Origin of the sequence: Pseudomonas fluorescens, from assembly GCF_902497855.1 — a bacterium.
Classification (GTDB): Bacteria; Pseudomonadota; Gammaproteobacteria; order Pseudomonadales; family Pseudomonadaceae; genus Aquipseudomonas; species Aquipseudomonas fluorescens_BI.
Window position 1 is genome coordinate 177,788 of sequence record NZ_CABVHU010000014.1, and the last position, 26,768, is coordinate 204,555.

Here is a 26,768-nt window from a genome sequence, read left to right on the forward strand (position 1 = left end):
GGAATGGTTCTGTAAACCCCTGAATTCAGACTATTTTTGCGCAGGCGTCAGGCCAGGCCCGCGAGTGCTTGCGCGGGGCTGGCCAATGCAATTGCTTTAGCGCCTCAGACGCCGTTTTTAACGGCGTTGATCAGGTCCTGGTTCAGCACCTGCGCGGGCGCTACTTGCACGCTTTGGGTGTAGAACGGCGGCAGGTTCTGGGCCAGTGTCGACAAGGTTTGTGCGGTGGTGTTGCCCGGCAGCAGGACGTATTGCAGGTTGGACGGATAGCTCTGCGGTACGGGGCCTTCCATGGTCGAGCCGTAGGCGCCGAAGGTCATCACGGCCTGCGGTGTGGTGGGGTCGGGGGCGTAGAGGAAGACGAAGGTGCCGTATTTCGGATGGGTCAGGTATTGCTCGGCCTGGGCGCGAACGGCCGGGTCGGGGTCGTTCATCAGGGTCCAGCGCAGGAGTGCGTAGTTGCGGGTGGTTTCCATGAAGGCGGTGCGAATCGGTGACTGGTTTTCGACGCCGGCCTGGCACACCAGCAGGTTGCCGAACGGGTCGATCAGGGCGACTGAGTTGAAGACGGTGCTTTGCTGTGCAGTCTTCAATAGCGCCGGGGCGAGTTCTGCGCCGGGGTCGCGGGGGTTGGCCGATTGGATGGTCAGGGCGAACGGGCTGAGTGCAGTCAGTGCCTGGCGCACTTTGCTGTTGGCCGGCAGGTTTGCCGGGTTTTGCAGTTGGTCCGGCGGCAGGCCGCTGTTGTTGCTGGCCTCGCGCACGGTGTTGACGCTGGCGGAGAAGATGGAGCTGGTGAGGAAGTAGGCCGCCGAATCGATGGTCTCGCCACCGAACACCGGACTGTTCGAGCCCTGATAGGCGCGGCTGACCGGCGCCGCAATCGCGTAGTAGCCCCAGGTGTCTTGCGCCTGTTGGCGGATCTGCGGCGGTAGCGACGGAAAGTTGAATTGGCTGTTGTAGTTGATACCGGCGTAGTCATCGATCGCACTGACGGCGACGTTGAAGCCGGCGGTCAGTAGCGAACCGGCGCACATGGCGCACGGGTCCAGCGTAGTGACGACGGTCAATTGGCTGGGGGGCGGCAGGTTCAGTGGCGCGACGTTCTCGTAGTACCAGTCCACCAGCTGTCGCTCACCGTGGGCGGTCGGGTCATGGGGCAGGAAGTAGGTGATGCCACTGCCGGGAAAGGGCATCAGCACGTTGTTATGCAGCGCGGCGATGACTTCGCCGGTGGCATTATTGATGATGGCGCCGCCCACGGCGAAGGTTTGCTGCAGCGCCGCCTCGATGGCCTGGTTGGCGACGGTGTCGACGGCTTCCTGTGCACTGTTCAATGTGCTCATGTTTTTCCCAGCTCCTTGCTGATTGAGCGTCAGACAATTCTGGCGCTTGGCAAAGATAGTTGAGGATATGCGCGCACGTTTATGTCGATTTGACTTAAGGCTTATGCACAACAGGATATTTTCCACACCGGCTTAGAGAAAAAATTACGGACTTATTCTCTTATGCACGCAAATGCCTGTATTTGCGGTTTTTTTATAGGTGTACGAATATTGAACAGTTGTGTTTCAGTGCCAAAACAGCCGCCTATATTGGATCCGAGATAATTTCATCAACAGAGTTATCCACAGGCTTAGGCGTTTTTAAACGCGCTCGGCGAGCAGCAGAAAATTACGCGGTGTGAGCGGGGTGTCACAGAAGGTACCGAGGTGAACGGTGTATGCCTGCTCGGAGAGGAAAAGCGCCCGATCGAGGTTCAGCCACAGCTCCAATGGGCGTCGGAAAAGTCCGCGCAGCAGCTCCAAGTTGCGTACTTCGGCCAGTCGCTGCCATCCGGACACTTCCAGGGCAGGCCAGTCCTGCGGTCCGATTGTGGATAAGTCTTTAAGTGCGGCCAAATGATGGCAGTATTCGGCGAAGGATATATCCAGCCAGGCACTGGGCAGGGAAGGGGTAGGCAGGTATTCGTCAATGCCGCGCAGTTGCCGTTGCAGCAGGTCGAAGGCCAGGCGCCGGGCCATCGAGGTGTCGCGCTGGCGTCGGACGCGGGTGCCGGCTGTGACGGTTTCGCTCATTGGGAGCGAGAGGTCATCGAGGGACAGCTGCAAGCCGGACCTCTTGGCCGGGAGCGAAAGCGCCTGATATGCACTGGCACGGATCCGGTTGTAGCAGCAGGGGGCAATGGCCATCTGTTTGCAACCCGCTGAGCTGGCGAGTTGCATCAGGCGCACATGCAGATCACCGCAGGCGTGCAGCGCTACGGGCGTATGGTCAGCATTCAATAAGGCGGCGGCACCCGGCGCGAGTACGTCTTGTTCGACATGAAGCGCGTGCAAGTGATGACGCTGGCTGAGGGTCTGGCCGCTGGCGACCAATGCCGGGTCAGATTCCAGGCAAGTCAGCTGCTGACCGGTTTGCAGCAAGCGTCGTCCCAAATGTCCTTTGCCCGCACACCAATCCAGCCAATGTTCAGGCGCAGAGGTAAATGCCAGCCGACTGGCGAACGCCTCAATCTGCTGCCACTTGCGCCCTGGCACATCGACATTCAAGCGGTGTCCGGGCGCTCCAAGCGCGTGCGCCGGCAATTCATTCACTGCGCTTAACTCGCGGGACAACGCCGCCAGTGAAGCAAAGGGCTGCGGCGCATCCAGCAAGCAAGGTTGGTTATGGCTGTTTTCCGCCTCTTCCAACGACCGCTCCCGTAGCCAGAGCGCCAACTCCGGGTAGGACGCTTCCCATGGAAGTTGCAGATGAGTAAACGGCCGAGGTTTCCACAGCGCCTGATGCTCGACCAGAAACGCATCCAGCGCGGTGAAACGGGCGAGCAAGTCCTCGCCCGTCAGCACGCGGGCATCAGCGCCCCTGGCAGGCATCGACGCGCAGCCAGCGCTCCAGCAGCTTGAAGCCGCGTACCAGCACATAAGCCATCAGCAGGTAGAACATGCCCGCGGCGAAGAAAATCTCCACCGGCAGATAGGTCCGGGCAATGATGGTGCGGGCCATGCCGGTGAGTTCCAGCAGGGTCACGGTGCTCGCCAGGGCACTGGCCTTGAGCATCAGGATCACTTCGTTGCTGTAGGCCGGCAGGCCGATACGCGCCGCCCGGGGCAGGATGATGTAGAACAGCGCCTTGGCCCTGGACATGCCCAACGCCCGCGCCGCTTCGATCTCGCCCGGTGGAATCGCCTGGATCGCGCCGCGCAGGATCTCGGCGATGTAGGCCGCGGTGTGCAGGGTCATGGTCGCGGTGGCGCACCAGAACGGATCGCGCAGGTACGGCCACATTGAGCTGTTACGGACCGCGTCGAACTGTGCCAGGCCGTAGTAGACCAGGAACAGCTGGACCAGCAGCGGCGTGCCTCGGAAAAAGAAGATGTAGCCGTAGGGAATTGCCCGCACGTACCAGAGGCGCGATGAGCGGGCGATGCCCAACGGGATCGCCAGGAGCAACCCGGCGATCACGGCGATGGCCACCAGTTCCAGGGTCAGGGTCGCACCCTGGGCCAGTTTCGGCAGCCATTTGATGATGACTTCCCAGTTCATTGGGTGCTCCTCGCGAAGCCGCGAGCGGCGCGTCGTTCCATGAAGTGCATACCGGTCATGGCCAGAATGGTCAGGCCCAGGTACATGAAGGCGGCCACCATATAGAAGGTGAATGGTTGCTTGGACACGGTCACGCCGATTTGCGCGTGGCGCATGATTTCTTCCAGGCCGATGACCGACACCAGTGCGGTGTCCTTCATCAGGATCATGAACAGGTTGCCCAGGCCCGGCAGGGCGATGCGCCACATCTGCGGCATGATCAACCGGGTGAAGATGCGAAACTTCGAGAGGCCCAAGGCCATGCCGGCTTCACGGTGTCCTTTGGGAATCGCCAGGATGGCGCCACGAAACACTTCCGTGGCGTAGGCGCCGAAGCACAGGCCCAGCGCAATCACGCCAGCGGCGAAGGCGTTGAGTTCGAGGTCGGGGTTGCCGAAGAACTCGCCCAGGGCACGCATCAGGTTGACCGTGCCGAAGTAGATCAACAGCACCCAGAGTAATTCCGGGATGCCACGCACCAGGGTCGAATAAGTGCCGCCAAGCCATTGCAGCGGCTTGTACGGGGAAGTCTTGGCCAAGGCGCCGAGCAGACCGAGCACCAGCCCCACGCACAAGGCGCAGAGTGCCAGTTTCACAGTCATCAGCGCGCCAGCGGCGAGCGCCGGGCCGAATCCGTAGAGATCGATAGTCATGGATGTCTTTTCAAATCGCGGCAGGCAATGCCAGGGACGGGCGCCGTCAGCGAACGACGCCCGTCAGGCAAGTCAGAATCAATAGATGCTGAAAGGGAAGTACTTGTCGTTGATCTTCTTGTAGGTGCCGTCAGCGACGATTTCTTTCAGTGCGGTGTTCAGCTTCTCGCGGATCGCGTCGCCTTTACGTACTGCGATACCGATCTTGTCGCTTTCTTCCACCGGGTCGCCCTTGAATTCGTAAGAGCGGCCGGCGTCGCTTTTCAGCCATTCATAGTTGACGTACTTGTCGGCCAGGATGCCGTCCAGGCGACCGGAAGTCAGGTCGAGGTAGGCGTTTTCCTGGGTGTCGTAGAGTTTGACTTCAACGCCTTCCATGTTGTCTTCCAGCCAGGTGCCGGCGAGGGTCGCACGTTGGGCGCCGATCACTTTGCCTTGCAGGGAATCCTTGTCGGTTTTGAAGTCGACGTTTTTCGGCGCAATGAATTGCAATTTGTTGGAGTAGTACGGGTCGGTGAAGTCCACCGCTTGCTTGCGCTCGTCGGTGATCGACATCGAGGAGATCAGGAAGTCGAACTTCTTGGCGTTCAGGGCCGGGATGATGCCGTCCCAATCGGACGTGACCACGGTGCATTCGACTTTCATCTTGGCGCACAGGGCGTCGCCGATTTCTTTGTCGAAGCCGACGACATTGCCACTGGCATCTTTGTTGTTGAACGGCGGGTAGGCCGCTTCGATGCCCATCTTCAAGGTCTCGGCAGCGGCACCGGCGCTGAAGGCCAGGGTGACGGCAGCAGCCAGGAAGATCTTTTTGTAGTTCTGCATGCGGGTAGCTCCGTTAGCGGTTGCTGGACATGAATTGTTTGCAGCGCGCCGAAAGCGGGCTTTCGAACACCTGCTGTGGCGATCCTTGCTCTTCTACCAGGCCCTGATGGAGGAACACCACTTCGCTGGAGACCTGACGGGCGAACCCCATTTCATGGGTGACCAGCAGCATGGTGCGGCCTTCTTCGGCTAATGCACGGATGACATTAAGTACTTCCTGGACCATTTCCGGGTCAAGGGCAGAGGTGGGTTCGTCGAACAGAATCACCTTGGGTTGCATCGCCAGGGTGCGGGCGATAGCTGCGCGTTGCTGTTGACCGCCCGAGAGTTGCGACGGGTAGGCGTGGCGTTTGTCGGCGATGCCGACCTTGGCCAGCAATGCTTCGGCGACTTCGATGGCTTGCGCTTTGCTTTGACCGAGCACGCGGCGCGGGGCTTCGATGATGTTGTCGAGCACGCTCATGTGCGGCCACAGATTAAAGTTTTGAAACACAAAACCAATCTCGCTACGCAGACGATTGATCTGCTTGCTGTCGGCCGCCACGAGTTCGCCGTTCTTCGCGGCCTTGAGCTTGAGTTCTTCACCGGCCACCAGGATCTGGCCCTGGTGCGGGTTTTCCAGCAGGTTGATGCAGCGCAGGAACGTGGACTTGCCGGAACCGGAGGAACCCAGGATCGAGATCACGTCGCCGTCGCGGGCGGTCAGCGAAATGCCTTTGAGCACCTCTAGCTGTCCGTAGCGTTTGTGCAAGTTGCGGATTTCAAGCGCGGGCGCGGCCTCAGCCATGTGCGTTCCTCATAGTGTTTCGCTCCTGCTGTTGGTGGCCTTCCTGGCGAGGCGGCCAAGCTAGCATAGCGTCTGAATGGCAGCCAACAGCGCTACGAGCGGTAAACGGGTGGCGTGTGGCAGGTTGTCGCATCGGTACAGCAGACTGTCGCGCTGCTATCAACCGAACAGTTGTTTGAACCCTGCTGCTACATAAAAAAGCGTGGTGGGTGTCACAAAAAGGGGCGCGATGTTGCCAGCTTTGACGGGGTGTTGGAAGCGCTAACCGCCCAAACGTTGCGGATCTGCACTTTTAGTGTGCGTCGAGTATTTTTCGGGTGTGTTTCCGGTGCGCCGTTTCGTTCTTGAAATGGGTCGCAGGGTAACGATCTGGCAAAGTGCCATGCATTTCAATGACTTGCGATAACTACCCAGTCTCGCTACAGGCCCCGGTTTTGGGGAGTTTGTAACATTTTGGCGCAATTATTGCGTGCAGAATAAGGAACGCTCCGTTGGTTTCTTTTTACAAGAAGGAACGCCGGCGGGATGTACGCATTCGCTTTTCCTTACAAAGGTAGTTTCAATGAGCAGTACCCCAAGCTCCAATGGCCTCGAACAGGGGCTCAAACCGCGTCATGTGACCATGCTGTCGATCGCCGGGGTTATCGGTGCCGGCCTGTTCGTCGGCTCCGGCCACGCTATCGCTGCCGCCGGCCCGGCTGTGCTGTTGGCCTATGCGGCCGCCGGTACCCTGGTGGTGCTGGTGATGCGCATGCTCGGCGAAATGGCTGTCGCTTCGCCGGACACCGGCTCCTTCTCCACCTATGCCGATCGTGCGATCGGTCACTGGGCCGGTTTCACCATCGGCTGGCTCTACTGGTGGTTCTGGGTGCTGGTCATCCCGCTGGAGGCCAACGCCGCCGCAACCATCCTGCATGCCTGGTTCCCCAACGTGGCGATCTGGGCGTTCACCCTGGTCATCACCTTGCTGCTGACGGTGACCAACCTGTTCAGCGTGAAAAACTACGGTGAATTCGAATTCTGGTTCGCCCTGGTCAAAGTCCTGGCGATCATCGGTTTCATCGTCCTCGGCGTTCTGGCGATCTTCGGCTTCCTGCCGACCAGCCAGGTCAGCGGCGTCTCGCACCTGTTCGATACCCAAGGCTTCCTGCCCAACGGTATGGGTGCCGTGTTGGCAGCGATGCTGACGACCATGTTCTCCTTTATGGGTACCGAAATCGTGACCATCGCGGCCGCGGAATCGAAGAACCCGGGCCAGCAAATCTCCAAGGCCACCAACTCGGTGATCTGGCGGATCGGCTTGTTCTACCTCGTGTCGATCTTCATCGTTGTGGCGCTGGTGCCCTGGAATGACCCGGTACTGGCCGCTGTCGGTTCCTACCAGACTGTGCTTGAGCGCATGGGCATCCCGAACGCCAAGCTGATCGTCGACATCGTGGTATTGGTTGCCGTGACCAGCTGCCTGAACTCGGCGCTCTACACCGCCTCGCGGATGCTGTTCTCCCTGGGCAAACGCGGCGATGCACCGGCCGTGTCCACGCGCACCAATGGCAGCGGCACGCCGTATTGGGCCGTGATCCTGTCCACCGCAGCCGCCTTCCTCGCGGTATTCGCCAACTACGTGGCGCCGGCCGCCGTGTTCGAGTTCCTGCTGGCCAGCTCCGGCGCCATCGCGTTGCTGGTGTATCTGGTGATCGCGGTTTCCCAGCTGCGCATGCGTCAGAAGCGCGTGATTGCCGGTGAGAAGATTGCTTTCCGGATGTGGCTGTTCCCTGGCCTGACCTACGCGGTAATCGTGTTCATCGTCGGCATCCTGACGATCATGCTGTTCCAGGAAGCCCATCGCGTTGAGATCCTCGCGACCGGCCTGCTGAGCGTGTTGGTCGTGGCTACCGGATTGCTGGTGGCTCGCCGTCGCAAGCTGCAGAAGCTGGGTGCGGTGGTGCTGAACTGACTCGTACCCTGTGACGCAAAACGGCCGCTGTCAGTGATGACAAGCGGCCGTTTTTGTTTTTGAAGGGCAGGGCGGTTACTCGCCCTTTTCTTCCTGCGCATCCAGCGTCTGGCGATAGCTGTCCAGCGCTTTGCCGAAGTCGGTGATGAATTGTGGATCGGTCAGCCAGGCCTGGGCCGCATCGCGATCCATGCCGTCGGCCCACATGCGGTAGTCGATCAGCATGTCGGCAGCCAGGTGGGTGGCGGCCATGGCTTCGTTGTCGGCGTTTTCCATGTCCAGTAGGTCCGGATGGTCGCTGATGATCTCGGCGAGGTTCGACAGCAAGGTCTGCAGCATGACGTCGCGGCTGGTGGCTTCCACGTCGCGCATTTTGCTGAACATCGCCAGGGTGTATTCCGGGATCGGCTCGCCGATTTCGCCCAGGTCATCGTCCAGTGCGGCGGGTTTTCTGCCGTGGATGTTGATTTGTCTGGCTTTGATCTTGGCGCGTTTGGCGCGTTTCTGTTGCTTGTTCAGGGAGGCCATGGGAACTCAGTTCGGTTTCTGTTGGTTTTGGGCTGCGATGATTTCGGATGCGGCCACGTAATCTGCCTGGAAGGCCGGGGATTCGATCCACGCCAGGGCGCCGGCTTCGTCCGTTTCGGTGGACCATTGGCGGTACTCGATCAGCGCGCCGATGATGAAGTCTGTCGCTGTTTCTTCGCCTTCCTGCTCGAGCACCAGCGCGAGCAGCGGGTGTTCAAGAAAGGCTGCGCACATGGCTTGCTGGCTGATTTTTTGCGCCTCGATCATTTCTTTGAACAGGTCGGTCAGGTCCACCGACTCGAAGTCGATGCGGTCGTCGTTCGGGTCCAGCTCGACCGGCGCGGCAACCCGTTGGGTGCGGTTCTGCTTGGCCTTGGCTTTGGCGCGGGTGGCGCGTTTTTGCTGCTTGTTGGCGGAGGCCATGGGCGTCGTTCCGTATTTCGTTGAGTGGGCAAGTCGATCAGCTGCGTGGCACTAGCCGCCCGGGGATATCGGGGACCAGTTCGCCGCTTTGCAGCCAGGACAATGCAATGGGCCATAGTGTGGCTTGGTATGAGCTGCGAAAAAAGGCGAAATGTCCGACTTCTTCTTCGCCAATGTCTTCGGGGGCGATTCGCAGGTGGGTGTTCGTGCTATTGCTGAAGTAGCCGAGCAGGCGTTCTATGGCCGGGATTGTGCCGTAAGGATCGTCGCTGATGCTGATGGCCAGGGTTTTGGCTGTCACTGAGGCGAAGGGCAGCTCGCCGGCGTTATCGATGATTACGCGACCGCTGGGGCGCGTTTCGTATTGCGCGGTGGGCATGCTCCAGTCGCGAACCACGCCGGCGGGCGTGTCTTCCAGCCAGCCAAGGCGTTTTCCGGGGAAGTAACCGTAGAGCATCGTCAGCAAAGGCATCACCAGGTGCCACTTGCCGAACATCCGCCAGCGATGAGCGGGTGCATAGTCGCGCCAGTAGGCAAATTGCGCACCCACGGTCACCAGGCGCCGGATCAGGTGCCCAGAAGCTCCCAGGCCCGCTGCACAGCCTCCAAAGCTGTGGCCGACGACATCGATGGGCTGGCCGGGGAACTCGCGCTGAGCGCGCTTGAGCATCGCCTCGAAATCCAGCGCGCCCCAGTCGGACCATGAAGCGTCCAGATCCTTTAATGACCCAGGGCGCGATTCGCCGATGCCGCGGTAGTCATAAGTGATGACGTCGAAGCCGTTGGCGAACAGGTAGTCGGCAAAGCGCGAGTAATGCCGGCAGCGAACCGAGGTGGCGGCGTTGATGATGACGATCGGACGCGCGAGGTCCCCAGAGGCGTGCCGCCAGGTGAAACCGCCGAGGATGAACCCGTCTGTGGCAGGCTCCCTGAACGCTTCGCCAGCAGTGGCGGTGGGCGGCGACAACACGATTTGAGAGGGCGCCAGCGGTGGCATGTCCTGCAAGTTCATCGGCTTCGGACCTTTGCGGGTAGCTGCCAACGATAGTCCTCGCGCAGCTTATGGACAATCCATCCGTATGGATCCGGGTGCCTGATCGAGCAGTCGCTCTTCAATTGCGGCCCGCTCCCGATCCAGTTCCGCACGCAGCTCTTCTTCGCTGGGCAGCACTAGCTTGTACTTGCTGGCGAACAGTTGCTCGTTGCCTTCCAGTACCGAATAGCGCACCACTGACTCGTCTTTTTGCGCGCAGAGAATGATGCCGACGGTGGGGCCATCCTCCGCTCCTCGTTTCAGGTCGTCGTACATTCGCACGTACATGTCCATCTGGCCGACATCCTGATGAGTCAGCTCGCCGCGCTTGAGATCGAAGATAACGAAGCACTTGAGCAGGTAGTTGTAGAACACCAGGTCGATGTAGAAATCTTTGCTGTCAGTGCTGATGCGTTGTTGGCGGGCGATGAAGGCAAAGCCTTTGCCCAGTTCGAGAAGGAAGGCCTGAAGCTGATGGATCAATGCTTGTTCGAGATTGGTTTCCTGGGTCAAGCCTGCGTTGGGCATTCCAAGAAACTCGAGTATTACCGGGTCCCTGATGAAATCACGTGGGTGTGCCTTCATGTTCTGGATGTGGGTGGCGGCTTCGTGCTCGACGGCAGGACGGTCGCGGCTTGTCAGCAGGCGCTCGTAGTAGAGGGTGTTGATCTGGCGTTCCAGGGCGCGAGATGACCAGTTTTGGATGGCTGATTCATTCATGTACCAATGGCGGGCGTGTTCGTTATCGACGCGCAGCAATCGGCGATAGTGGGTCCAGCTCAATTCGGAACGCACTGCGTTCCAAATCGGGAAGGTCTGATAAAAAACGCGCATATACCTCAGGTTTCGCTCATCAAATCCTTTTCCGAAATCTGTGGTAAGAACTTTCGCCAGTGTTGGTAGCAATCGCTTGCCGTATGCCGCCCGCCGAGCCCCCTCTTGCTCGAACTCCACAATATGCCTGCCGATCTGCCAGCAGGTTTGTACCTGGACCGTATCGACCGCTCGCAGCACCTTCTGGCGTGCATCACGGATCAATTCGCCAAGATTGCCAAGTAGCGAGGCGAGTTGGGGATCTTGAGTGTTATCGGGCCTGAGTGCGCTCATGAAGTCTTCCGCAAATGGATGAACAGGCAGAAGAGGATTGCAGAGGCGGGTGGGTCGACGATGCCGGGCGTGTCCGGGAAATGAGAAGGAAAGCTCGATTGGTTTTGCGGGATCGCTCCGACGGCACACCCTGCTTGAGCAGTACAGCCTGTAGTCCATTTCGCAGTGTGATCAAGGCCGAATCATTCTAAAACCGGCCGGGCACAGGGAAATCAAAGACAAGGTAACGATTGGGTTCTGCGGAGCCCGGGAGTGCCCATCATGAAACATGTCCATACGTTCATTTTGCCGCTCGCTGCCGTGGGGTTACTGATGTTTCCCATGATGTTGCAGGCGGCCAGCCTGGAGCCGATCGACAGTTCAGGCGTGCAAGTTCAACGACAGGAGCAAAACGGAATTACCTACCTCTCCGGTGGAGTTGGCGAGGATGAGGCGAAGGCGATCCAGCAGACTACTGGCTACAACCTGCACATGACGTTCGCTATCGGGCCGGAAAACAAATACGTCCCCGATGTGGATGTGCTCATTCAGAAAGCCCAGGGGCAAACCGTGCTGACCCTGAGTCAGGCAGGTCCGTTGGTGTACGTTCAGTTGCCCCCAGGCAAATATACCGTTGTCGCAACGCGCAATGGCGAGGAGCGACGTGATACGGCGGAGGTGGGAAGCGGAGCAGCTCACAATCTGGTCTTTCATTGGAACAGCAACGAATAGTTGTGGATGAAAGAGGCAAAAGCACTGCGAGACTGGGCGATGAAAATCGGAGCCCATCAAATCCCGGGCATAAAAAAACCCTGAATCTTGCGATTCAGGGTTTTCGGTATTTGGTGCCCAGAGACGGAATCGAACCGCCGACACGGGGATTTTCAATCCCCTGCTCTACCGACTGAGCTATCTGGGCAACGGGGCGCATTAAACGGGTTTTTCAGGGGGTCGTCAAGCAAGTTTTCAAAAAAAATTTAATTATTACCGTCGCTTACGATCCGACCCCCGAGAAAGCGGGGTTATTCAGCCGGCGGAACGTAGCCGTCAGCCTTGGCGTATTCCTCACCGGAAAAGAACTTGTCCATCTCGCCCTGAAGATATTTGCGGTCTTCGGCGTTCATCATGTTCAGGCGTTTTTCGTTGATCAGCAGGGTCTGGTGTTTTTGCCAGTCGGCCCAGGCCTTGGCCGAGACGTGGTCAAAAATGTCCTGGCCTTTGGCGCCCGGGAATGGAGCGCGCTCCAAGGCGGGCAATTGTTCTTTGTACTTGCGGCACATGATGGTGCGGGTCATGACGACTCTCCTGCGTTCAATACGGCAGCCGCGCGTTCGAGCAAGGTTTTGACCGGGGCGGCAAGGCCCAGGCGCGGCGGGGTGGCGAGGTTATACCAGAGCCAGTCGGCCTCGGCCACGTGATGGCCGGCCTCCTGGACCTGAACCAGCCAGGGTTCGATAGCCAGTTGGAAATGGCTGAAGGTGTGGATCAGGCTCGGCAGTGCCTGTTGGCTGCCCAGCGCCAGCGAGTGCTGCGCTGCCAGATGTTGCAGGTCATCGAGGTCGTCGAGTTCAGGCAGGCTCCAGAGACCGCCCCACAGGCCCGTGGAAGGGCGCCGGTAAAGCAGGATCGCGCCTTCGCCGTTGGCGAGCATCGGCATCAGCGTGCGCTTCTGTGGGATGGCCTTGCGCGGCTTGGGGATCGGGTAGCGGGTCTCCAGGCCGAGCATGTGCGCTTCGCAGCCCTTTTCCAGCGGGCACAGCAGGCAGCTCGGCTTGCTGCGGGTGCAGAGCGTGGCGCCCAGGTCCATCATCGCCTGGGTGTAGGCGTTGACCCGATCATGGGGCGTAAAGCGCTCGGCATTGGCCCACAGCTGTTTCGCGACCTTGGGCTCGCCCGGATAACCCTCTTGCGCGGTAAAGCGCGCCAGCACCCGTTTGACGTTGCCATCGAGGATCGGCGCCCGCAAGCCCATGCTCAGGCTGGCGATGGCGCCCGCGGTGGACAGGCCGATGCCCGGCAGGTCCGTCAGCTTTTCGACATCCCGGGGAAACTCGCCGCCATAGTCGGCAACGACAATCTTCGCGGTCTTCTGCAAGTTGCGCGCGCGGGTGTAATAACCGAGGCCGGTCCACAGGTGCAGCACTTCGTCCTCCGGTGCGGCGGCCAGGGCTTCGACCGTCGGCAATGACGCCATGAAGCGGTCGAAGTAATTCAACACCGTGCTGACCTGGGTTTGCTGCAACATGATTTCCGAGACCCACACCCGATACGGGGTGATGCCCTGTTGCCAGGGCAAATCGTGGCGGCCGTGGTGGTCGTACCAGTCCAGTACCGCCGAAGAGAACTGCTCGGCTTTCATCGCTTGAACAGCCCTTTCAGTGCGTCTTTCAGTTCAGGACTGACCTTGTCGCCCAGCTTCTCATCGATTTTTTCGCCGATTTTGTCGCCGGCCATTTTGCCCGCGACCTGGCCCATGCGTTCGTTATCGAGGCGACAGGCCTTGGCGCCCAGTTCCAGCGGACCACGGCAGCGGAGCGGCCATTCGATGCCGACGAATTTCTCGCCGACCTGGCAGGCCGGGTCCGGCATGTCGCTCTTGTCGCCTTCGACGATGATGCCCACGCGGTAATCCATGCCCAGCACTCGCAGGTCGACATCGCCGTCACCGTTGACGGTCATGCCCGGGATGCGCACTTTCAGGTCCGGGTTGCTGGCCACGCCATTACGCAAGGTCAGGTTGCCCTTGAGCTCCTGGAACGGCGTGTCCTTGCCCCGTGGCTCGCCGCTGAGGGTTTTGCGGTTGAGGGTGGCGATGCCTTTGCACAGTTGCTGTTCGAGATTGGCATTGAGCAATACGCCATTGTTGATGACGAAACTGGCGTTGCCGTTGAGGCTGTCGATCAGCGCGCTCTGACTGTTGCCGCTGCCGGTCAGGTTGCTGTTGAGCGTGACCAGGCCCTTGACTGGCGGATTTTTACCCTGGCTTTCGAGGATTTTTTCTACCGGTACCTGGTTGATGTGCGTCTGCATGTTCAGCGTAGGCACCGACTGGCGTACGTCCAGGGTACCCTTGGCTTCGAAGTTGCCGTCGTACAGGTTGCCGCGCAGGTTTTCCAGGGTCAGCAGGCCGCCCAGGCCGGTGGCCTTGAGTGCAGCGTTCTGGATCGGCAGTTTGTCGAGGGTCAGTTGGCCGAAGGTCAGGTCGGCGTTCACATCGAGTTTGCTCAGGCGTTCCACCGGCAGTAGCCGCGCAGTGCTCCACGGGCCTTTGGTCGGTGATTGCGGCAGTGGAGTGCTGCCCGCACCGGCCATGGCATTGGCCTCGGTGCTGGCGACTTCGGCCTCACGCACCTGTTTCGCGCTGTTGGCTTCGGCGGATTTTGGCGGCAAGTAACGATCAACGTTGAAGGTGTCCGCCTTGAGGCTCGCCCGCAGCGATTGTTTGGCGAAATCCTCGACGGCAATACGACCGCTGAAGGTGCTGTCATCGACCTTCAGGTTGATGTCGTCGAACGACACGCTGGTCGGTGTACCGGAAAGACGGCTGGCCAGTTCGAATTTGCTCAGGCTGCCTTCAGCCATGGCCGGGAGTTTCTGGCCGATGCTGTCGACGAACTTCGCCAGGTCGAATTGGGCAATCGACAGGCCGCCGCTGATTTGCGGGGTCTTGTCGAGGTCGTTGACCTTCAGTTCACCCAATGCGCGCAGTTGGTTGGCGGATAGCTTGATGCCGGTCCATTCGGCGACGTTGGCCGCTTTATCCAGCAGCAGCTGGCCCTGGGCGGCGAAGGTGATGGTCTTGCCTTGCAGCGGATCGCCGGCGACTTCGCCGGAAAGTTTCATGTCTTCGAACTTGTAGCGTTGCAGCGCACGCTCGAAGCGCAGTTCGCCATTGAGCTCGGTACGTACGCGCAAAACCGGTTGGTTGGTGCCGAGAAACGCGGTGAGTTTGATCGGAATATTGGTCGAGTCGTGGACCGGACCGGTGCTGAGCTGGATGCTTTCGGCGCTGAACAGCTTGCCGGTTTTTTCGTCGCTGTATTCAACGCGGGCGTTGTTGACGGTCAGGCTGTCGATGTCCAGGCGGATCGGCTGGGCCGGTTTTTCCGCTTGGGCGGTGGTCTCCGGCGCTGGAGCTTCGCTGGTGGCGGGCGGTGTGTCCGGGGTGGCAGGCGCCGGGACCTTGCCGATGTCTTCCCAATTACCGTGGCCATTCTTGTCGCGATTCAGGCGCAGGTTCAGGCCTTCGACGCGCACGTCACTCATCTGCACTTCACGGCGCAGCAGCGGCAGCACGCGCACCGAGAGGCCCAGCATCTGCAGGTCAGCGAACGGCTCGGTGGGCTTGGCCAGGGTCGCGACACTGGCTTCGTGCAATTCCAGGCCCAGCCAGGGAAACAGGCTCCAGCCGATATCGCCATTGAGCGTCAGCTCGATGTGGGCCTTGTCGCGGGCAATCTGGCGAATCTCGTCTTTATAGTCGTTGGGATCGAAGAGGTGGGTCAGGGCAAAGCCCAGCGCCACAATGATCAGCAACAGCCCGAGAAGTACCAGACCCAGGATTTTGCCGAACGCTTTCATGGGCGAGTCCTTTGTAGTTAGTCGAATTCGAATTTAGCCGGGGAGTATAGCGCTCCGAAACGGGTGATCGGTCAGTGATGATGCAGGCATTCATCATGATTCCTGGTTGTATGGACATGTCTATCGCCGACGGCACTGAATTCAGTCCGTCAGTGATATCACCTCTCGTGTTTCTGTTTCCGGCCCGCGCCCCTATAATGGTTGCCTTTTTCGCCCAATGATTTTTGCGGAGCTGGTGATGGCCGAACGTATGGCGTCTGTCGAGCGCGACACTCTGGAAACCCAGATCAAAGCCTCGATCAACCTGGATGGCACCGGAAAGGCCCGATTTGATATCGGTGTTCCTTTTCTTGAGCACATGCTGGACCAGATCGCCCGTCACGGGCTGATCGACCTGGATATTGTCAGCAAGGGCGACCTGCATATCGACGACCACCACACTGTGGAGGATGTCGGTATCACCCTGGGTCAGGCTTTCACCAAAGCCATCGGCGACAAGAAAGGCATCCGTCGCTACGGCCATGCCTACGTGCCGCTCGATGAAGCGCTGTCGCGCGTGGTGATCGACTTCTCCGGCCGTCCGGGCCTGCAGATGCATGTTCCTTTTACCCGCGCCACCGTTGGCGGTTTTGATGTTGACCTGTTCCAGGAGTTCTTCCAGGGCTTCGTCAACCATGCCAACGTCTCCCTGCACATCGACAATCTGCGTGGGCACAACACCCACCACCAGATCGAAACCGTGTTCAAGGCTTTCGGCCGCGCACTGCGCATGGCCGTAGAGCTGGATGACCGCATGGCCGGTCAGATGCCGTCGACCAAAGGCGTTCTGTAATGCAGACGGTCGCGGTTATCGATTACGGCATGGGCAACCTGCACTCGGTGGCCAAGGCCCTCGAGCACGTCGGTGCCGGCAAGGTCTTGATCACCAGCGATGCCGATGTGATTCGCGAAGCCGACCGGGTGGTATTCCCCGGTGTCGGCGCGATCCGCGATTGCATGGCGGAAATCCGTCGTCTGGGTTTCGATTCGCTGGTGCGTGAAGTCAGCCAGGACCGTCCGTTCCTCGGCATCTGCGTCGGCATGCAAGCCTTGCTCGACAGCAGTGAAGAGAACGACGGCGTCGAATGCATCGGCCTGTTTCCGGGCCAGGTGAAGTTCTTCGGCAAGGGTTTGCACGAAGACGGCGAACACTTGAAAGTGCCGCACATGGGCTGGAACGAAGTGAAACAGACGGTCGCGCACCCGCTGTGGCACAACATCCCGGACCTGGCGCGATTTTACTTCGTACACAGCTACTACATCGCTGCCGGCAATCCGCGGCAGGTGGTGGGTGGCGGTCACTACGGTGTCGATTTTGCCGCGGCGCTGGCCGACGGCTCGCGTTTCGCCGTGCAGTTCCACCCGGAGAAGAGCCATACCCATGGCCTGCAATTGCTGCAGAACTTCGCCGCGTGGGACGGTCGCTGGTAAATGGCCGTCAAGAAAAAGCCGCCGATCCTGACCCTTACTCCAGAACAGGAGAACGAGGCCAACCAGAAGATCAAACGCTTTATGGAGGATCGCTTCGAACTGGACCTGGGTTCGTTCGAAGCGGCCGAAATCCTTGAGCTGTTTACCCGTGAAATTGCGCCGCACTATTACAACAGGGCGATTTTCGATGTGCAGACGCACCTCAAAGAGAGGTTCGAAAGCATCGAAAGCGACTTGTGGGCGCTCGAGAAAAACTGATTTTCGAGCGAAGCTGAACAATCGAATTTGAAGGTTTGCCAGATGCTGATTATTCCCGCTATCGATCTTAAAGACGGTGCCTGTGTTCGTCTGCGCCAGGGCCGCATGGAAGATTCCACGGTGTTCTCCGATGACCCGGTGAGCATGGCTGCCAAGTGGGTGGAGGGCGGTTGCCGCCGTCTGCATCTGGTCGACCTGAACGGCGCCTTCGAAGGCCAGCCGGTCAACGGCGAAGTGGTCACCGCCATCGCCAAGCGCTATCCAAACCTGCCGATCCAGATCGGCGGCGGGATCCGCTCCCTGGAAACCATCGAGCACTACGTGAAAGCGGGCGTGAGCTACGTGATCATCGGCACTAAAGCCGTGAAAGATCCGGCCTTCGTCGCTGAAGCCTGCCGAGCGTTCCCGGGCAAGGTGATTGTCGGTCTGGATGCCAAGGACGGTTTCGTCGCTACCGACGGCTGGGCTGAAATCAGCACCATCCAGGTGATCGACCTGGCCAAGCAGTTCGAAGCCGACGGCGTGTCTGCGATCGTTTATACCGACATCGCCAAAGACGGCATGATGCAGGGCTGCAACGTTCCGTTCACCGCTGCGCTGGCCGCTGCGACGAAGATCCCGGTCATCGCTTCCGGTGGCATCCACAACCTCGGTGACATCAAGTCGCTGCTCGACGCGAAAGCGCCAGGCATCATCGGCGCCATCACCGGTCGGGCGATCTACGAAGGCACTCTCGATGTCGCTGAAGCGCAAGCTTTCTGCGATTCGTACAAAGGCTGAGGACTGACCATGGCGCTGGCCAAACGCATCATCCCTTGCCTGGACGTGGATAACGGCCGGGTGGTCAAGGGCGTCAAGTTCGAGAACATCCGCGATGCCGGTGACCCGGTGGAAATCGCCCGCCGCTACGACGAGCAAGGTGCCGACGAAATTACCTTTCTCGACATCACCGCCAGCGTCGATGGCCGCGACACCACGCTCCACACCGTCGAGCGCATGGCCAGCCAGGTGTTCATCCCGCTGACCGTGGGTGGCGGCGTGCGCACCGTGCAGGACATTCGTAATTTGCTGAATGCCGGCGCGGACAAGGTTTCGATCAACACCGCTGCAGTATTCAATCCGGAGTTCGTTGGCGAAGCGGCGCAGCATTTCGGTTCGCAATGCATTGTCGTTGCCATCGACGCCAAGAAAGTTTCACTGCCGGGCGAAACCCCGCGCTGGGAAATTTTCACCCACGGCGGCCGCAAACCCACCGGTCTCGACGCGGTGGAGTGGGCGAAAAAAATGGAAGGCCTCGGTGCCGGTGAAATCCTGCTGACCAGCATGGACCAGGACGGCATGAAAAACGGCTTTGACCTGGGGGTCACCCGTGCCATCAGCGATGCCCTGGGCATTCCGGTCATCGCTTCCGGCGGTGTAGGCAACCTGCAGCATCTGGCCGACGGCATCCTCGAAGGCCACGCCAGCGCGGTGCTGGCGGCAAGTATTTTCCACTTTGGCGAATACACCGTGCAGGAAGCCAAGGCCTACATGGCTCATCGCGGAATCGTAATGCGCTAAAACATATCGATGCCAGGCCAGTGGACAGCATGGCGGGCTCAAGGCACTCTTGAGCACGCCATGGATTTCGGTAGCCAGACATGCTTAGACGCCTTCTCCTTGCCCTCGCCAGCGCTTCTCTGTTGCTCGTCAACGGGGCTCAAGCGGTAGAAAGTCCCGACACCGACCTGGTGCTGCTGACGGAAAATTTCCCGCCCTACAACATGGCAAAGAACGGCAAGAATTTCGCTCAGGACGAGAACATCGATGGCATCGCCGTGGACATCGTCCGCGAAATGTTCAAGCGCGCCGACATCACCTACAACCTGACGCTACGTTTCCCCTGGGAGCGGATCTACAAGATCGCCCTCGAGAAACCCGGTTATGGCGTGTTCGTGATGGCACGGTTGCCGGACCGCGAGAAACTCTTCAAGTGGGTCGGCCCGATCGGTCCGGATGACTGGATCATGCTGGCCAAGGCGGACAGCAAGATCACCCTCGCTACCCTGAACGACGCGCGCAAGTACAAGATCGGTGCTTACAAGGGCGATGCGATTGCCGAGACGCTGGCCAAACAAGGCTTGAAACCGGTAGTGGTGCTGCGCGATCAGGATAATGCCAAAAAACTGGTCAATGGCCAGATCGACCTCTGGGCCACCGGTGACCCCGCCGGGCGCTATCTGGCACGCCAGGACGGGGTGACCGGACTCAAGACCGTTCTGCGTTTCAACAGCGCAGAGCTGTACCTGGCACTGAACAGGAACGTTCCGGACGATGCCGTCGCCAAGTTGCAGGCTGCGCTGGATCAGATGCGCAAGGACGGTGTGGTCGAAGAGATCATGGCGCGGTATTTGTAGCTGCCGACACGTCTGCCTCTGGCAGAGTGGCGCTGGGTTCACTGTCTACCTCAGGCGGATATTCGGCCAGGTAGAAACTGTCGCTATCGGTGTAAGCGATGTTGACCCCAACCTGTGTGCCGTCTTTGCGCAGAAGCTCGTAGTGGCTCTGCAGCTGATATACCGCCAGGGTCTTGTTTTTCGGAACGATGGCGACGACTTCTACAGATTTAGATGTCATCCATCCGCTGGATGATGTTTCGGTGCGAGTGAAACTCTTGCTCAATCTTGCCGAGAATTTTATTGGTAAGACACGCCCCGACGTCGCGATTGGCCACTCGGTTCTGAACTGTATGGATGTGTTGTCGGTGAATATCCGCAGTAGGGTACGGTCCAGAACCCAATGCGCTGTCCATCTGAAAAACCTGCCCTTGGTTCCTGTGTTATGGCCATACCCGACCAGCACGTACCTGTCTGTTCTTTCCAACTGGTAGAGCGGTGATCTGGTTAATTTTTCGATAGGTTCCAGGGCATCGTCTTCCACTGCGAACCAGGGAATGGTGGCAACCTGAGTGGCCTCGAATGATTCATGTGGTGGAGAAGCACTGAAGCCCGTGAGCACGGGAACTTCTGGTGCGGGATTTGTCTGGAGGGGGATTTGCATCCGCAATGAATAAGCAGCGACGTGTGTCGCAGGTTTGGAAAAGCTGGCGGCACCGATGAAGGTGCCCGATGCAAAGTAGATTTCTCCCGCCGCTGCGGCCGGAGGATCGGTGCTCCAGGCGCTGAAGTTCTGTTCGGCGCCACTGCCCCTGTCGTCCCAGATCTCGTCGCCGACGCTTGACGCGATCACCAGGTCTGCCCGGACACAACGTACTGCATTGAGCGAAGGCTTTTCATGGTTGTTGGAGCACACCAGCCCCAACGCCACATAGCCATCAGGAGGGATCGGACGCCATATCGAACCGTCCGTCCTGGATCCTGAACCCGAATCTTTCCAGACTTGTTCATAGTCATCGGGCCGGCTGAGTGCTTTTCCTTTGGTGGCACCCTCGCTCTGCGGATCACCCTCACAGACAACCGCCATCACTCTTTTTCCGTTGATGTTGTCGTGTCCGGAGACGGCAAGGTCGCCCAGCGGGAAAAAGCCAGGTAGTGCATCAGGGGCCGGGGTTGGGCGCCAAAAGGCCCCTGGTTTTGCCTTCGAGCCCTTGGTATCCCAGATCCGGTGAAACTCCGTCGTGAAGTTGATCAGCAGGTTTTCTACTGTTAATGATTCCATTTGCCTCGCGGGCAATGCGACATCGTCATTGGTGTTCATGATCAATCCTGATAGTTGAAAGGCGACTCGGGGGAGTCGCGACCTGTTGCAGGTCTCACTATTCAGGGATTGGCGAGGTATCTGGCGGTAACTATGTATAGGTGGTGACCGGGTATTACCGATAAATACCATCTTTGCCATGAGCGACCATGGCGCGATTGCCGCGCACGCTGATCATCTGCTTGATATCGATCCACTCGATACCCTGAGCCTTGAGCTTGGGCAATTCCCGCTCCAGCACCGCCAGGGTCTGTGGATATGGGTGCCCGATCATCACCGCCGAGCCCTGCTCGCGTGCCATGCGGATTGCCGTTTGCAACTGGGTGAAAATCGCCGCTTCTGTGGGCTCGTCATCCAGAAACACGTCCCGCGAAACACTGGCCAACCCAATCTTCTGTGCTTCGGCGGCTGCCACGGTCTGCGCACTGGTGCGGCTGTCAACGAAGAGCTTGTGCCGCCGTTGCAAATCAGCCATCAGCCAGGTCATGGCCGGTCGCTGAGCGGTCATACGGCTGCCCATGTGGTTGTTGATGCCTGCGGTGTAGGGCACGACCTTGAACGCCGCATTCAGACGCTTCTCGAGCTCTTCGATCGGCAGCTCGGGATGCCAGGCGAACGGTCCGGTGGCCGGCGCCATGGGCATGTGGAGAATGACGATCTTGCCGGCGCGATGAGCCTCGCGAGCGAACCCGGTGGCATGGGGGGTGTCGGGCATGATCGCTGCAGTCACCGGGCCGGGCAGGGCCAGCACGCGGCGATCCTGGGGCAGGTTTTGCCCCAGGTCATCGATGATCAGGCTTAAATAGGCCTTTTGCGGCGGCGTCGCGACAGGCGTTGCGTGAGCAACACCCGCCAGACAGCACATCAGTGCGAGGATGAACCGCAAGCGCATCTCAACGGCCAGAGGTGATGCTCAGGCCTTTGAGCAGGCTCAAGGCCTGGGCCAGCTGATAATCGTCATCCTGCGGCATCGCCTTGGCTTTGCCGCCGGAGCCGGTAGGCTTGTCGGCGCCGCCGTTGCCATTGCCCAGGTGGCCTTGCAGATCGGCTTCCTTGAAGTACTCGCCGTCCTGTTCGTTGGTGATCTTGGCCCTGCGCACTTCGATGTCCGGGACGATGCCCTGCGCCTGGATCGAGCGGCCGTTCGGCGTGTAGTACAGCGCCGTGGTGATTTTCAGGGCGCGCTCGTTATTGAGCGGCAGCACGGTCTGGACCGAGCCTTTGCCGAAACTGGTGGTGCCCATGACCACCGCGCGTTTCTGATCCTGCAAGGCACCGGCGACGATCTCCGAAGCCGAGGCACTGCCGCCGTTGATCAGCGTGACCATCGGCACGGCTTCGCTTTCGTCCTTGCCGGTGGCGGAGAAGCGCAGTTCGGAGTTGGCGATGCGGCCCTTGGTGTAAACGATCAAGCCCTTGGTGATGAAGTGGTCGACCACTTCCACCGCCGCTTGCAGCACGCCACCCGGGTTGTTGCGCAAGTCGAGGATGATGCCGTTGAGCTTCTTGCCATTGTCCTTGCGCAGCTTGGCCAAGGCCTTGGAAACCTCTTCGCCGGTCTTGACCTGGAACTGGGTGATGCGGATGTAGCCGTAGCCGGACTCCAGCAGCTGGCTCTTCACGCTCTTCACTTGAATGATGGCGCGGGCCAGGGTCACGTCGAACGGCGTGCCGCCGTCGCGTACCAGGGTCAGGGTGATTTTCTGGCCGATTTTGCCACGCATCTTGTCCACGGCTTCGGTCATGCTCTGGCCACGGGTCGGTTGGCCGTTGATCTTGACGATGAAGTCGCCAGCCTGGATGCCAGCCTTGGACGCCGGGGTGTCATCGATCGGCGAGACCACCTTGATGAAACCGTCTTCGGCGCCGACTTCGATGCCCAGGCCGCCGAATTCGCCGCTGGTGCTTTCCTGCAATTCAGCGAAGTCTTCCGGGCCCAGGTAGGCGGAGTGCGGGTCGAGGTTGCTGAGCATGCCCTTGATCGCGTTTTCCAGCAGGGTTTTGTCGTCCACCGGTTCGACATAGGCGGCCTTGATCCGGTCCATGACCTCGGCAAAGGTGCGCAACTCTTCCAGCGGCAATGGCGCCTTGGTGGTCGCAGCCGTGCCTGCAGGTGCGACCGCCGGAGCAGGTTGAGCGGCGAACGCCAGAGGCGCGCCAATCACCAGGGCGATCGTCAGGGCCAGCGAGGTAAGGCGGGACAAATGCAGCATGTCGAACGAACTCCTAATGTAGGTGATTCAGCGCCTATCCTTGCGCGCGGCACCATTGCGCCGGATCACTCGGGTGACCCTGCTGACGAATTGCGAAATACAGCGCTGGTGTGTCCTGTCCGCCACTGTTGCCGACGGTGGAAATGGACTCACCGGCTTTTACCACGTCACCCGCAGACTTGAGCAGCGTCTGGTTGTGACCGTAAAGACTCAAGAAACCGTTGCCGTGGTCGAGGATCACCAGCAGCCCGGCGCCACGCAACCAGTCGGCGAACACCACGCGACCGCCGTGCACGGCGTGTACCTGGCTGCCGGCGGAGGCGCTGATCATCACGCCATCCCACTTGGTGCGGGCGTCATCGCCGCGGCTTTCGCCAAAGCGTGCCAGCAGTCGACCATCAACTGGCCAGGGAAGTTTTCCCCGGCTTGAAGCAAAAGGGCCACCAAAGGTTTCGCCTGAACTGGAAACCAGGGCGCCGGGGGTCGGTCGGACAGGTTTGCGTGGGGCGTCAGTGGCATCTGCTTGCGCCTGAGCCTCACGTAAACGCTTTTTTTCGGCTTCCTGCTGGGCGATCAGCGCTTTTTGCCGCGCTTCCTCTGCCTCACGAGCCTGGCGGGCCAGGGTTTCCTCGATGGTTTTAAGGACTTTGGACAGGTCCGCCTGCTCTTGCTCGCGGGCGGCCAGTTTCTGGTCGCGCGCCTTTACGTCGTTGCTGAGCTTGGCCAGTACTTGCTGGCGCTCCTCGCGGACTTTGTCGAGTTCGTCGCGCTGGCTGTCGAGGCTGCTTTTCTGTACGAGCAATTGCGCCTGCTGCATGGCGATGTCTTTTTCGACATTGGCCAGTTGGCGCAAGGTTTCGTTGAAATTCTTCAGCTGCTGCAGGCGAGCCTGGCTCAGGTAGTCGTAATAGGTGAGGGTGCGGGCGAATTTTTCCGGGTTCTGCTGGTTCAGCAGCAGCTTCAGGTATTCCTGGCGGCCGTTCTGATAGGCCGCGCGGGCCTGAATGGCGATCAGTCGTTGCTGTTCAATGCGCGCGCTCTGGAGTTTTTTTTTCTCGGCATCGAGTCGCTGCAGCTCGGATTCGCTTTTCTGCAGCTCTTTTTGCAGGGCGTCGACCTGCTTCTCGAGCTTGCCCATTTCGGTCTCGGTGCCCTTGAGATCTTTCTGTACCCCGGACTTTTCTTCCTGCAACTTGCCCAGCAGTTTTTTCAGCTCGGCAATATCCTGACGCGTGGCGTCCAACTGTTGTTGGGTTTGCGCGCGCTCGTCAGCGAAGGCCGGTTGGAGCAGGCAAGTCAGGGCGAGGGCTATCAGGACGCGAAGCATAGAGGCGGGTGATACCAGGGAAATGGACGCCCTAGTATGCCCGCCAAGCGCTGCAAAAAAAACGCCCAATTGGGGCTGTGTGATGACTGGAGTGGGTTGCAGGAGTAATTAATCTTGGAAACCACCACCAACCACTGTGGGAGCGAGCCTGCTCGCGAAAGCGGTGGGTCAGGCAACGTCGATGTTGGCTGGCACTCCGCATTCGCGAGCAGGCTCGCTCCCACAGGGTTTAGTGGTGTCTGAGAGACGGATTACACCAGTATTGAAGTCCCGGTCATTTCAGCTGGCTTTTCAAGGCCCAGCAACATCAGCATGGTCGGCGCCACATCCGCCAGCACGCCGCCTTCACGAACCTTCAGGTCCCGTTTGCCGACATAAATGAACGGCACGGGCTCGGTAGTGTGGGCGGTGTGCGCCTGGCCAGTGGACTCGTCGGACATTTGCTCGACGTTGCCGTGATCGGCGGTGATCAACGCCTCGCCGCCGACTTTTTCCAGCGCGTCGACGATGCGTCCGACGCACAGGTCCAGGCATTCAACGGCTTTGACGGCCGCCTCGAACACGCCGCTGTGGCCGACCATGTCGCCGTTGGCGTAGTTGACCACGATCACGTCATAACGCTGGTTGTCGATAGCGTCGACGATGCGGTCGGTGACTTCCGGTGCGCTCATCTCGGGCTGCAAGTCATACGTGGCGACTTTGGGCGACGGGATCAGGATGCGTTCCTCACCCGGGAATGGTTCTTCACGACCGCCGGAGAAGAAGAAGGTCACGTGGGCGTATTTCTCTGTTTCGGCAATGCGTAGCTGGGTCTTGCCGTTTTTCGCCAGGTAGTCGCCCAGCACGTTGTCCAGGCTGCCGGCGGCGAAGGCCGATGGCGCAGGGATGCTGGCAGCGTATTGGGTCAGCATGACGAAGCCGGCCAGTTTTGGCTGGCGCGCACGTTCGAACTCATTGAAATCGTCTTCGACGAACACGCGGGTCAGTTCGCGGGCGCGGTCGGCGCGGAAGTTCATGAACACCACGGCATCGCCGTCTTCGACCTTGACCGGCTCACCGATGGAGGTGGCCTTGACGAATTCGTCGCTCTCGCCACGATCGTAGGCAGCCTGCAGGCCTTCCTGGGCGGTGGCGGCATTGAACTCGCCATTGCCATCGACGATCAGGTTGTAGGCCTGGGACACGCGGTCCCAACGGTTGTCGCGGTCCATGGCGAAGTAACGACCGATAATGCTGGCGATCCGACCTTTGCCGAGGGCCTGGAAGCTCGCGTCGAGCAGTTCGATGGACGACTGAGCGCTTTTTGGCGGCGTGTCGCGACCGTCGAGGAAGGCGTGCAGGTAAATTTTTTCAGCGCCGCGCTTGTAGGCCAGTTCGGCCATGGCAACCAGGTGGTCCTGGTGGCTATGTACGCCGCCATCGGACAGCAGGCCCATGAAGTGCACGGCTTTGCCGGCGGCAACGGCTTTATCGACGGCGGCGCAAATGGTCGGGTTCTCGAAGAACTCGCCGTCGCGGATCGATTTGGTCACTCGCGTGAAGTCCTGATACACCACGCGACCGGCGCCGAGGTTCATGTGGCCGACTTCGGAATTGCCCATCTGGCCGTCCGGCAAACCGACGTCCATGCCGCTGCCCGAGATCAGGCCGTTCGGCACGGTGGCCCACAAGCGGTCCAGCACGGGCTTCTTCGCAGCAAAAATGGCGTTGGATTCAGGGCTCTCACTGTGACCGAAGCCGTCGAGAATAATCAGGACCAAAGGTTTGGGCGTGGTAGTCATGGATTCTACTCTGGCTTAAGTTAAAAAGAGGGCGATGGAAAAGGGAGTGGCAGTTTAAAGCGAAGTTCCGGCGCCGTCACCGCCGGACGGGGTTTGGCCCACCATAGTGGCTGTGTATACTGGCCGACATTTTAACGCCCTGGAACCTCCTTCGATGGTTGCTCACCTGATTGAATTTGCCACTAACCACTATCTGCTCGTCGGTATCTTCGTCGTACTGCTGGCGTTGCTGATCGCTTATCAGATGCAAGGCGGCGGCCGCAGCCTGAGCACCGGTGAACTGACCGGGCTGGTCAACAAGGACGCAGGCGTCGTCATCGACATTCGTTCGAACAAGGATTTCGCCGCCGGTCACATCGTGGGTGCGTTGAACATTCCCCACGACAAACTGGCTGCTCGCGTCGGCGAGCTGGAAAAGCACAAGGCCAAGACCATCATCCTGGTCGACGCCATGGGCCAGACCGCCGGTACCCATGCCCGCGAACTGATGAAATCCGGCTTCACCGCCGCCAAGCTCTCCGGCGGTATTTCCAGCTGGAAGGGCGACAACCTGCCGCTGGTGAAGTGA

The 26,768-nt window shown here is 59.6% G+C and carries 27 protein-coding genes and 1 tRNA gene; 9 read left to right on the plus strand and 19 right to left on the minus strand.

What is annotated here, in order from left to right; genetic code table 11:
* Window positions 1–104 precede the first annotated feature (104 nt).
* The 6 genes from F8N96_RS25575 to F8N96_RS25600 form a co-directional block, all read right to left on the minus strand.
* A complete protein-coding gene (locus F8N96_RS25575; RefSeq protein ID WP_150800170.1) occupies window positions 105–1,346 on the minus strand; it encodes a nucleoside deaminase in 1,242 nt (413 codons plus the stop codon).
* Between the two features lie 300 nt (window positions 1,347–1,646).
* Entirely contained in the window at window positions 1,647–2,876 is a 1,230-nt protein-coding gene (locus tag F8N96_RS25580) for a methyltransferase (protein ID WP_150800171.1), read from the minus strand.
* The gene (locus tag F8N96_RS25585) at window positions 2,857–3,546 is read right to left on the minus strand and encodes an ABC transporter permease (RefSeq protein WP_150800172.1); all 690 of its coding nucleotides are present in this window, start codon (window positions 3,544–3,546) and stop codon (window positions 2,857–2,859) included. Before F8N96_RS25585 ends, F8N96_RS25580 begins: the two co-directional genes overlap by 20 nt.
* Complete coding sequence (locus tag F8N96_RS25590; protein ID WP_150800173.1) at window positions 3,543–4,238, minus strand: ABC transporter permease; 696 nt, start codon at window positions 4,236–4,238, stop codon at window positions 3,543–3,545. The genes F8N96_RS25585 and F8N96_RS25590 overlap by 4 nt, the downstream gene beginning before the upstream one ends.
* Before the next feature lie 78 nt (window positions 4,239–4,316).
* Complete coding sequence (locus F8N96_RS25595) at window positions 4,317–5,063, minus strand: ABC transporter substrate-binding protein (RefSeq protein ID WP_150800174.1); 747 nt, start codon at window positions 5,061–5,063, stop codon at window positions 4,317–4,319.
* A gap of 13 nt (window positions 5,064–5,076) precedes the next feature.
* On the minus strand, window positions 5,077–5,850 hold the full coding sequence (locus F8N96_RS25600; RefSeq protein WP_150800175.1) for an ABC transporter ATP-binding protein: 774 nt from the start codon (window positions 5,848–5,850) through the stop codon (window positions 5,077–5,079).
* Between the two features lie 562 nt (window positions 5,851–6,412).
* Between F8N96_RS25600 and gabP the strand changes: the two genes are divergently transcribed.
* Window positions 6,413–7,804, plus strand: a complete 1,392-nt coding sequence (gene gabP, locus F8N96_RS25605) for a GABA permease (RefSeq protein ID WP_150800176.1) — start codon at window positions 6,413–6,415, stop codon at window positions 7,802–7,804.
* Window positions 7,805–7,879: 75 nt separating this feature from the next.
* Here the strand turns inward: gabP and F8N96_RS25610 are convergent, their stop codons facing one another.
* The 4 genes from F8N96_RS25610 to F8N96_RS25625 are packed head-to-tail and all read right to left on the minus strand — an operon-like array spanning window position 7,880 to window position 10,895.
* Entirely contained in the window at window positions 7,880–8,332 is a 453-nt protein-coding gene (locus F8N96_RS25610; RefSeq protein WP_150800177.1) for a hypothetical protein, read from the minus strand.
* Window positions 8,333–8,338: 6 nt separating this feature from the next.
* Window positions 8,339–8,755: a hypothetical protein gene (locus tag F8N96_RS25615; RefSeq protein ID WP_150800178.1), complete on the minus strand. Its 417-nt coding sequence runs from the start codon at window positions 8,753–8,755 to the stop codon at window positions 8,339–8,341.
* Window positions 8,756–8,792: 37 nt separating this feature from the next.
* Window positions 8,793–9,767 (minus strand): alpha/beta fold hydrolase, encoded by a 975-nt coding sequence (locus F8N96_RS25620; protein WP_150800179.1) that lies wholly within the window; start codon window positions 9,765–9,767, stop codon window positions 8,793–8,795.
* Window positions 9,768–9,815: 48 nt separating this feature from the next.
* Complete coding sequence (locus tag F8N96_RS25625) at window positions 9,816–10,895, minus strand: PDDEXK nuclease domain-containing protein (RefSeq protein WP_150800180.1); 1,080 nt, start codon at window positions 10,893–10,895, stop codon at window positions 9,816–9,818.
* 261 nt (window positions 10,896–11,156) lie between these two features.
* On the opposite strand from F8N96_RS25625, the gene F8N96_RS25630 reads away from it, so the two are divergent.
* On the plus strand, window positions 11,157–11,606 hold the full coding sequence (locus F8N96_RS25630; protein ID WP_150800181.1) for a carboxypeptidase regulatory-like domain-containing protein: 450 nt from the start codon (window positions 11,157–11,159) through the stop codon (window positions 11,604–11,606).
* A gap of 111 nt (window positions 11,607–11,717) precedes the next feature.
* Here the strand turns inward: F8N96_RS25630 and F8N96_RS25635 are convergent.
* The 4 genes from F8N96_RS25635 to F8N96_RS25650 form a co-directional block, all read right to left on the minus strand.
* Window positions 11,718–11,793, minus strand: a tRNA-Phe gene (locus F8N96_RS25635).
* Between the two features lie 103 nt (window positions 11,794–11,896).
* Window positions 11,897–12,169 (minus strand): oxidative damage protection protein, encoded by a 273-nt coding sequence (locus tag F8N96_RS25640; RefSeq protein WP_150800182.1) that lies wholly within the window; start codon window positions 12,167–12,169, stop codon window positions 11,897–11,899.
* Window positions 12,166–13,233, minus strand: coding sequence for an A/G-specific adenine glycosylase (gene mutY, locus F8N96_RS25645; protein ID WP_150800183.1), 1,068 nt, complete (start codon window positions 13,231–13,233; stop codon window positions 12,166–12,168). The genes F8N96_RS25640 and mutY overlap by 4 nt, the downstream gene beginning before the upstream one ends.
* Window positions 13,230–15,455, minus strand: a complete 2,226-nt coding sequence (locus F8N96_RS25650; protein WP_150800184.1) for an AsmA family protein — start codon at window positions 15,453–15,455, stop codon at window positions 13,230–13,232. Before F8N96_RS25650 ends, mutY begins: the two co-directional genes overlap by 4 nt.
* A gap of 238 nt (window positions 15,456–15,693) precedes the next feature.
* Between F8N96_RS25650 and hisB the strand changes: the two genes are divergently transcribed.
* The 6 genes from hisB (at window position 15,694) to F8N96_RS25680 (ending at window position 19,579) form a co-directional block, all read left to right on the plus strand.
* The gene (hisB, locus tag F8N96_RS25655) at window positions 15,694–16,287 is read left to right on the plus strand and encodes an imidazoleglycerol-phosphate dehydratase HisB (protein ID WP_064680593.1); all 594 of its coding nucleotides are present in this window, start codon (window positions 15,694–15,696) and stop codon (window positions 16,285–16,287) included.
* Entirely contained in the window at window positions 16,287–16,925 is a 639-nt protein-coding gene (gene hisH / locus F8N96_RS25660; protein WP_150800185.1) for an imidazole glycerol phosphate synthase subunit HisH, read from the plus strand. The genes hisB and hisH overlap by 1 nt, the downstream gene beginning before the upstream one ends.
* Entirely contained in the window at window positions 16,926–17,183 is a 258-nt protein-coding gene (locus tag F8N96_RS25665; RefSeq protein WP_050682512.1) for a DUF2164 domain-containing protein, read from the plus strand.
* A 42-nt stretch (window positions 17,184–17,225) separates the two neighbouring features.
* On the plus strand, window positions 17,226–17,963 hold the full coding sequence (gene hisA, locus F8N96_RS25670) for a 1-(5-phosphoribosyl)-5-[(5-phosphoribosylamino)methylideneamino]imidazole-4-carboxamide isomerase (RefSeq protein WP_033058290.1): 738 nt from the start codon (window positions 17,226–17,228) through the stop codon (window positions 17,961–17,963).
* Window positions 17,964–17,972: 9 nt separating this feature from the next.
* A complete protein-coding gene (hisF, locus tag F8N96_RS25675; protein ID WP_007949037.1) occupies window positions 17,973–18,743 on the plus strand; it encodes an imidazole glycerol phosphate synthase subunit HisF in 771 nt (256 codons plus the stop codon).
* Window positions 18,744–18,823: 80 nt separating this feature from the next.
* A complete protein-coding gene (locus F8N96_RS25680) occupies window positions 18,824–19,579 on the plus strand; it encodes a substrate-binding periplasmic protein (protein ID WP_150800186.1) in 756 nt (251 codons plus the stop codon).
* Here F8N96_RS25680 and F8N96_RS25685 read toward each other — a convergent pair.
* From F8N96_RS25685 to gpmI, 5 genes are all read right to left on the minus strand, one after another.
* Entirely contained in the window at window positions 19,560–20,879 is a 1,320-nt protein-coding gene (locus F8N96_RS25685; RefSeq protein WP_150800187.1) for a Vps62-related protein, read from the minus strand. The genes F8N96_RS25680 and F8N96_RS25685 overlap by 20 nt on opposite strands.
* A gap of 115 nt (window positions 20,880–20,994) precedes the next feature.
* Window positions 20,995–21,771 carry a divergent polysaccharide deacetylase family protein gene (locus F8N96_RS25690; RefSeq protein WP_150800188.1) on the minus strand — a complete coding sequence of 259 codons (777 nt, stop codon included), beginning with the start codon at window positions 21,769–21,771 and terminating at the stop codon, window positions 20,995–20,997.
* A 1-nt stretch (window position 21,772) separates the two neighbouring features.
* Window positions 21,773–23,092 (minus strand): S41 family peptidase, encoded by a 1,320-nt coding sequence (locus F8N96_RS25695; RefSeq protein WP_150800189.1) that lies wholly within the window; start codon window positions 23,090–23,092, stop codon window positions 21,773–21,775.
* Between the two features lie 34 nt (window positions 23,093–23,126).
* Window positions 23,127–24,419 carry a murein hydrolase activator EnvC family protein gene (locus F8N96_RS25700; protein WP_150800190.1) on the minus strand — a complete coding sequence of 431 codons (1,293 nt, stop codon included), beginning with the start codon at window positions 24,417–24,419 and terminating at the stop codon, window positions 23,127–23,129.
* A 251-nt stretch (window positions 24,420–24,670) separates the two neighbouring features.
* Window positions 24,671–26,200, minus strand: coding sequence for a 2,3-bisphosphoglycerate-independent phosphoglycerate mutase (gpmI, locus tag F8N96_RS25705; protein WP_150800191.1), 1,530 nt, complete (start codon window positions 26,198–26,200; stop codon window positions 24,671–24,673).
* Between the two features lie 154 nt (window positions 26,201–26,354).
* Between gpmI and F8N96_RS25710 the strand changes: the two genes are divergently transcribed.
* Window positions 26,355–26,768 carry a rhodanese-like domain-containing protein gene (locus tag F8N96_RS25710; protein ID WP_150763342.1) on the plus strand — a complete coding sequence of 138 codons (414 nt, stop codon included), beginning with the start codon at window positions 26,355–26,357 and terminating at the stop codon, window positions 26,766–26,768.